This is a genomic window from uncultured Mucilaginibacter sp., from assembly GCF_903893715.1.
GTDB lineage: Bacteria > Bacteroidota > Bacteroidia > Sphingobacteriales > Sphingobacteriaceae > Mucilaginibacter.
On sequence record NZ_CAITNG010000143.1, the window covers coordinates 1 to 6,843 of the forward strand.

9 protein-coding genes are annotated in these 6,843 nt (G+C 39.4%); all 9 read right to left on the reverse strand.

Features of this window, described 5'->3' with window-relative positions; all coding sequences use genetic code 11:
* Nucleotides 1-231: alpha-L-fucosidase (locus QZX97_RS17345; RefSeq protein WP_295664845.1), on the reverse strand; the 231-nt coding region annotated here is incomplete at its 3' end.
* 37 nt (nt 232-268) lie between these two features.
* The gene (locus tag QZX97_RS17350; RefSeq protein ID WP_295664847.1) at nt 269-607 is read right to left on the reverse strand and encodes an STN domain-containing protein; all 339 of its coding nucleotides are present in this window, start codon (nt 605-607) and stop codon (nt 269-271) included.
* 335 nt (nt 608-942) lie between these two features.
* The gene (locus QZX97_RS17355) at nt 943-2,010 is read right to left on the reverse strand and encodes a DUF932 domain-containing protein (protein WP_295654718.1); all 1,068 of its coding nucleotides are present in this window, start codon (nt 2,008-2,010) and stop codon (nt 943-945) included.
* Between the two features lie 12 nt (nt 2,011-2,022).
* Nucleotides 2,023-2,193, reverse strand: coding sequence for a hypothetical protein (locus QZX97_RS17360; protein ID WP_295654719.1), 171 nt, complete (start codon nt 2,191-2,193; stop codon nt 2,023-2,025).
* 4 nt (nt 2,194-2,197) lie between these two features.
* On the reverse strand, nt 2,198-2,404 hold the full coding sequence (locus QZX97_RS17365) for a hypothetical protein (RefSeq protein WP_295654721.1): 207 nt from the start codon (nt 2,402-2,404) through the stop codon (nt 2,198-2,200).
* Nucleotides 2,397-3,023, reverse strand: a complete 627-nt coding sequence (locus QZX97_RS17370; RefSeq protein WP_295654723.1) for a hypothetical protein — start codon at nt 3,021-3,023, stop codon at nt 2,397-2,399. The genes QZX97_RS17365 and QZX97_RS17370 overlap by 8 nt, the downstream gene beginning before the upstream one ends.
* An 831-nt stretch (nt 3,024-3,854) precedes the next feature.
* A complete protein-coding gene (locus QZX97_RS17375; RefSeq protein ID WP_295654725.1) occupies nt 3,855-5,348 on the reverse strand; it encodes a Fic family protein in 1,494 nt (497 codons plus the stop codon).
* 166 nt (nt 5,349-5,514) lie between these two features.
* Nucleotides 5,515-6,285 carry a hypothetical protein gene (locus QZX97_RS17380; RefSeq protein ID WP_295654727.1) on the reverse strand — a complete coding sequence of 257 codons (771 nt, stop codon included), beginning with the start codon at nt 6,283-6,285 and terminating at the stop codon, nt 5,515-5,517.
* Nucleotides 6,286-6,332: 47 nt separating this feature from the next.
* Nucleotides 6,333-6,692: a hypothetical protein gene (locus QZX97_RS17385; RefSeq protein WP_295654728.1), complete on the reverse strand. Its 360-nt coding sequence runs from the start codon at nt 6,690-6,692 to the stop codon at nt 6,333-6,335.
* Between the last annotated feature and the right edge of the window lie 151 nt (nt 6,693-6,843).

Here is a 6,843-nt window from a genome sequence, read left to right on the forward strand (position 1 = left end):
ACGGTTCATTATCCATTCCCCCTGACTAATATCATCATTATATTTCCCGGCCGGAACGGAATATATTCCCCAGTGAATAAACATTCCGAATTTGGCCATATGCCACCAATTCATTTTGGGATCATTCTCATTTGAAACAGCATTTGCTAATCCGTTTTGCGCAAAGCTGCTGTTAGACGCAAGTATTGCGACCAAAAAAACGGCTAGAGTTTTAATTAAATATTTATCCATATATTGAAATTTGAACTTTTAATGGGAACGCATCATCTTAATTTTTTTTCCTTTGTACGATGATATATTGACCTTGAATAACCCACCTGCATCTTTGCTTTTTTAAAATTTCATCTAAAACTTTAGACAAGTTTGTGTTTTGAAAATCCGCGGCTAGTTTTTGCTGATCGTTGATAAGTTGGTTATTATAAAATACGGTTAACCCAGTTTGCTTTTTAATTTCCAAAAATATTCCGGCTAGTGCTACTTTTTTTTTATGGTAAGAAAAATTCCATGAAGACTGATTATTAAGAGGACGATATGCTATTAAAACAGCCCATAACAATAAAAGCGAGAATGTTAGAAAGGTTTTTATGATTTTTTTAAAACAAAACATACTTTAACGACAGGATACCGCAATTTAAGGGTGAACTAAAAACAACAATTTGTTTACATTATTTATTACGTTTTCATCTTTGTTAGAATCCATAGTTTTTCAATTTATTAGAGGCTTTAATAATTTTGCTAGTTTTCATGAATGGTGATACCGGCATCAATTTATTTGGATGCATCATTTAATAAGCCTGACTGTATTTTAGCATTCGAAAAGCACCCCTGTTTTCACCAAAGATCATCTAACCATAAGAAAACAGGGGGTGTTCTTCCGGGCGGGCATAGCCCGCCGCCGGGCAATTTTAAAAATAAGGGGGATTCCTCCCCCTCATTAGTAATTTAGTTATATATCAATGCTTCGCTTCCCTGCGCCGCAAAATCACGGCAAAGGTTAAAAGTAGTTTGTGCCCGTTGTTTGGCAGTTCCATCCATGATGGATTTAAACTTTGCTTCATCACTTTTAAAACTGCGCACATTTTGAAAGTAGCCCGTTACCGCATTATAAGCACCAAACACCGTTCCGGCGGTAGTTTCTAATTGCTGGGTGTGGTTTGCCAAAGCATATTCATACACATTATCTACAATGTTGGTATAATGGGTAGATAACAGGTCTAATTTACCTTCGGCTAAATTGGTCAGCACTTCTTTGTTAGGTGCCATTGCAATTTGTATTAATTTTTTCACTTCGGTATCGGTGATACGCGCCTTTGCCCATTCGTTGAATAAGACCTCGATTTCACCCGCTAAAACGTGGCTGATTTCCATAAGCGTATGCGCCTGTTTTAAACGCTCCCCTGCGGATGCGGTATGCCGTATTTTAATGGCGTTGCTATTGCTCTGCATGGCAGCGTTAAGCGTATTGTTACAAACTATCCTTATAGGGGTAAAAGCGGCGGTAATGCTCCCTAAACCATCGTGTGAGGTGGTTAAAAACAGGTATTGCTCAATCATATCTTTTCTGCCTACCTTAATATAATCGGGTAGTTTAGCGGTTATAAATACCCGTTCGCCATTGCCTAAAGCCCCCGCTGTTTCGTATAAAATACCCTCGCCACCGTCTACGATAGCATCAAAAAAAGAAAAAGCATCCCGGTTTTGCATCACTTCATAATCATTACCCACAACACCCAAAACCTGGTCCGTGTCGGCCCGAACGGTCGCAAAGAAATTAGGCACTGCTATTTCAGGAATAATAATATTATCTGCCGTTTTCCCGATATGGTTTTCCGTATCGTAAGTAAACAAAGGGCGTTTTTCAACGATATAGTCCAGTCCGGCGTGTTGTATCGCTTCGCTACTGGTCGGGTAACGGTCTATCACCTGCCCGAGGTTGTGCCAGGCTTTTTCCTTTACGCTCATAAAGCTGTCTTTGCCTGTTTTCTGATTGAAATTTATTTGATGTGCCATGATAATTTTAATTTAAGGGGTTTTAGTTTTTAACTGCATGATCTCTGTTTTCAAAACCTTAACTTTTTTGGTACTGCTTACCGTTAATTGCGTTTTCGTTTGCAGTTCCTGTATCGCATCGTGAATATCCTTATGCGTGGTTTTGATGGTTATTTTTAGTAGCAAAAAGATTTTATCTTCCATCGCCTTAATTTTGATAGGTGTTTATAAAATCATTTAACTCGAATTGAAATTTTACCGGATTTTCCTGTGCTAATTGCTCTGCGTAACCTTCCCAAAATATTTGGTTGGTTAACTCTATAAATTGCTCGTACATCGGATTAACTTTTAAGGTGAAATTTAAAAATGCCCCCGTCCGTTGGCTAACGGAGGGAGCATGGGGTTGGTTAGGCATTTGGAAAAACGATATTGGCTTCAATTTCCGCCAGTTTGTCGCTACAAGCATCAAAAATGTATTGGGATACCAAACGGATCAAGCCCGGTGTGGTGGTAATAAATTCCCGGTTCTTATCATCTTTGATAATGAGTTTACAACCCTGATACGGGTTATCTTCCAACTCGTCATTTTCCTGCGCTAACGCCACCTCAAAGGCAGTTAACTGGTTGATACGTGCAATGAGGTTTACCCGTTGGATGCTCCTGCGGTGCAAATCATCCACTGCCTTTAGGGTGCTTTCTAAGTTCAAAGCAAATTTTACGGGTTTTACTTCCGCTATTGGTTCTGCCACTTTTACCGCTTCTGCCTTTGGTTCTTCTTTCAATTCGGGCTTTTCGGGTTGCCCGTCAATGTGAGCGGGTTTGTTATCCACTGTAGCGGGGCTATCGATCTTAATTTCGGCGTTGTGGGTTGCCTCAACTTGCGGAGCTTGGGCAGGTGCTTGATTTTTAACGTTTTCATCTTCTTTGGCTTCCTTTTGGGTTAAGCTTGGGCGGTTTTCAACTCGGTTTGCTGTTTGGTTGTTTTTTGCTGTTGCACCTTGTACACCGTTTGCATTTTTTTCTGCTGTTTTCATTTTTTTACTGCTTTTAAAGGGTTAAAAATTTGTTTTTTTGTTTCCCTCTTTTCCCGAAGACTTTCCTAAAAAGCTATTTTTCAAAAGAAAAAACGGAAAAAAAGAAAGCAATTAAAAGGTGCCCGCAGCAGGCAAAAGGAAACGGAATAAGTCCCGCAGGGTGAATTGGCGAGGGACGAGCTATTTCATTATGCCGTAGTCTTTTGCGGATATTTTTGAAGTCTTTAAGTAATGCGGGCAAAACCTTAGCTGCCTTTTTCTCCGTTTCGATTGGAAAATAGCTACTTAAAGTGTCTGATCTTTTGGCAATAAATTAAGTGCAGAGAGAAGGCAAGCGCAGCTTTTCCCGGCGCAATGCAATGGAGCGGGTAAACAAGTGCAGTCTTGAATGATGCTCTTAATTGCATCTTCCGGCAGGTTACCGAAGCGGATGCTTTTGCAGCATAGCGAAAATGCAGGAGCAGGATATTTAAGCAGTTGGTCTTTTAAAATCCCCTTTCAAGGATAGCAGCGGCATCCTTTCAAGGAAAGATATAGCGTATAGCCTGGCCGTAGGGACAGTATCAGAACGAATAAAAATATCTTAATGCTTAAAATATCCATCATTAAGTCCATTTTTATCCATTAATGATGGAATAAATAATCATTAAACGTTAACGGCAAAAGACAGGGTATAAATCGGAAAGACCTACTGGAAATAGCCAAAAAATGACCATAAAAAAGCCCGATGAGATCATCAGGCAGATCGAAAGTATCCTAAAACTATGGCCCTATTATGCAAATCAATGTGATGTAGCAACTGTTTTACAAAAAGCAATAGCTTAAACTTTCTTATTTCTGAAAGTTTAACTTTCCTAAAGCCGGTTCCTCAAACGCGTCGCATTGCTTCAAATATAGTTCCATCTTATCCATATCTTCCTGATGTACGGTCGCACTAAATTCATAGGCACGTAATAACATCCTGATGTACGCAGCCGATTCTCCCTGTTTGGTCAATTTTTTTAAAGCGCCCATATAATCTTCCCGGTAAACGGTAGGGATGATAATTTTGGATAATCCTTTTGACGTTAGTTCGGCGTTCATCATCACCCTGGCTATTCTTCCGTTACCGTCTAAAAACGGGTGAACTTCACTGATCAGGAACATGATATAGGCAGCTTTTGAAAAGGGATTTCTTAGCATAGAATACAACTCAAACCCTTTTTTAAGCGTTCCCTGAACAAGTTGCCAATCTACAAATTCAGTATTACCGGCCCGGTTATTCTTATCTTTAAAATGACCAGGATTTTTTGAGGGACGGGCACTTAACAAAATAGCGTGCCTGTGCCGGAGGATACTTAATAACTGTTCCGGCGTATCAGGGCAACGGTTCATGTCTTTTCTATCGGAAACAATTTGGTACGTTCCTAATACATCATGTGAATCTTCATCCCGTGATGGCATCGGCGTAGCGGTTAAAACAATTTCTTTGGCTTCTTCAATTTCGAAAATGGTGCCTTCTATGTAATTAGAAAAGTAGCTCTCATAAAAGGCAAAGTTCTGATAAGCGTGGATCGTAGTATTTTGATCTTCATAAACAGGGTATTCATTTGCCGCAAGTTGTTCATAAAGGTGGTTGAACAAATCAATCCTGGACGGATCATAGGGAAAGCCTGAAAGCCTCGCTTTAGTTAGCGGCGATGATAAAATTTTGTTACTGTTACTCGAAAGTAAGGCGGCTACAAGTTTATTAAATCGGTCAAACTCCTTTTTCATATCGAGTTCGTCTGCAACAAGCCTTGCCTCGTCACGCAGGCGATTTAATTCTTCTTCGCCCCTGATACGGACAATGGCATCCAATTTTTCTTCTATAGCTTCTTTAGATAGCACCTTTGAACTATCTTCTTTTTGTGTAGAAGATTGCATGTTTTCCAGATATGCCCTTGCTTCCTGGGAAACATATAAGTCTTTAAAAAACGAAGTATCACCATTAACAGGCCCTTTGCCTTTTAACGACCGGATCGTTATACCGGGCAATACAATATTTTTGGTGTATTTATAGGTGATGAATATTTCGCCCGATAGAGAGGGCTTAAATTCTAACGCGCTGCGGTGGCTTAATAATGCCCCCGGATATTGATGTGCAAGTATTTTATACCAGTTTCTTTTGACCAGCACTTCGGGCTGTTCTGTCAGATTAGAAGTATAAATGCGTGGTGCTATTTTTTTAATCTTACCGGCTTTTTCCAACCTGCTAATTTGTTGGGAAAGCGCCTTATCAGAACTTCCGAATAAGATCTCGTCTATGGTTGATTGTAGATTTTTTTCTATTAGTTGCTTTGACATATGCTAATTTGTAGATTTTTTTCTATTAAAACAAGATTTATGTAGAAAAAAATAGAATATATCATGTCTATGACCAACTAAACGAGTGCAGCAAGCAATGTTCGCCACTTATCAGTTATTCAATAAAGAAACAGGTCTGTACAAGACCTGTTTCCGAAAGCTCAAATTAAACTTTCATTTTTGCTTTACGCGACTGCTTTTTTTTTGGCAGATCCTCCGTTGGCTGCTCCCGTTGTTTTAACGTTTTGGTGGCCTTCTGTTCCGGTTGCAATATTTCTTCCCTTTTGATCTTTTTCATTTGATGGTCGTACAAATCCACTGTTTTATATTGCGGATTGGCGGTCATAAAATACTTTTGTTCGGAGCCATCACGGTCAACGGTAACCTGTTGGGCATTACCTTTTCTAAGGGAACGCATCAAATCCTCCTTACTTTTGGGGTCATCCAATTCTTTTATACCCTTGCCGGCAATCACCTTGTCTATGTCGTAGCCATAGTTTTCATGGTAATGCTTAATTTTCTTATTGCCGTTATCGGTCAGGTTCTTATCATCAAGCTGTAACCAAGCCTGATATTTATGCCCTTCCAGGTTGTACAGTTGTTTGTGAACCGCCCTGCCTTCCATTAAGTTAAAGGCTTCTTTAGCGGTTATTCCGCTCCCTTTATTGATAAAAAATGACTGGTTCACATCTTTGGACGGATCATCCTTGTGGCTAATCTTTGCATCGTATTTGTTAAAGAAATACATATCCTGGTTATCGCCAGCTTTAAAATGAAGCGTATAATCAATGGTTTTCTGGTTAAACTCATGTTGCATATCCAGCGTAAACTCCGGTGTTTTCGCCTCCATTTCTTTGTCCAGTTCACCATTTAATTTGTCGCCAAACCCCAGGTTCAGCAAGCTTTTTTTCAAAAATTCAGAATTTTGCTCGTTCATGTTATTATTATTTAAGTGTTTAAATGAATTATTTTTAGCTGTATCTTTTAATTTGATATAGCATGTTTCAGCGTTATATTGCTATCAAAAAAACTTGAAAAACCGCCCATCGACGCTTCGATGCCTGTCAATGTTAGTGTCGAATGATCGTTATCAAAATGTAGCTTCATGAGCAATTTATCCTGTTCAAAGAGCAAAGTCTGTTCAACTTCAAATGGGCTACCACCGAGCTTTGCAAGATGTAATATTTCAGGCATCAAGGGTACCGCATCCAACCCTAAGTCATTCAACTGCCAGGCTAACTTTTCAAAGCCCTGTTGTACCCGGCCAGTAACCAATCGATAGTCTTCACTGTCGTTTATCACCCCGTCTAAATCAGGCGTATTATTATTAATTACTCCTTTCATAACTCTCTTTATTTTGTAAATCGTCAGCTGAAAGTGGACCGATTGGGTGCTAAGCTTGTGGAGTGTTTCCAAAGATTAATTAACTTTAAGACAATGGAAACCAAGAAGAAACAAACAGCAGAAAACTATATCAAAGAGATTCGCAGTAAGA

What these genes read in the sequence shown, in the direction of transcription:
- QZX97_RS17350 (WP_295664847.1), bottom strand. Translation starts at nt 607, where the DNA reads ATGTTTTGTTTTAAAAAAATCATAAAAACCTTTCTAACATTCTCGCTT.
- QZX97_RS17355 (WP_295654718.1), bottom strand. Translation starts at nt 2,010, where the DNA reads ATGGCACATCAAATAAATTTCAATCAGAAAACAGGCAAAGACAGCTTT.
- QZX97_RS17360 (WP_295654719.1), bottom strand. Translation starts at nt 2,193, where the DNA reads ATGGAAGATAAAATCTTTTTGCTACTAAAAATAACCATCAAAACCACG.
- QZX97_RS17365 (WP_295654721.1), bottom strand. Translation starts at nt 2,404, where the DNA reads ATGCCTAACCAACCCCATGCTCCCTCCGTTAGCCAACGGACGGGGGCA.
- QZX97_RS17370 (WP_295654723.1), bottom strand. Translation starts at nt 3,023, where the DNA reads ATGAAAACAGCAGAAAAAAATGCAAACGGTGTACAAGGTGCAACAGCA.
- QZX97_RS17375 (WP_295654725.1), bottom strand. Translation starts at nt 5,348, where the DNA reads ATGTCAAAGCAACTAATAGAAAAAAATCTACAATCAACCATAGACGAG.
- QZX97_RS17380 (WP_295654727.1), bottom strand. Translation starts at nt 6,285, where the DNA reads ATGAACGAGCAAAATTCTGAATTTTTGAAAAAAAGCTTGCTGAACCTG.
- QZX97_RS17385 (WP_295654728.1), bottom strand. Translation starts at nt 6,692, where the DNA reads ATGAAAGGAGTAATTAATAATAATACGCCTGATTTAGACGGGGTGATA.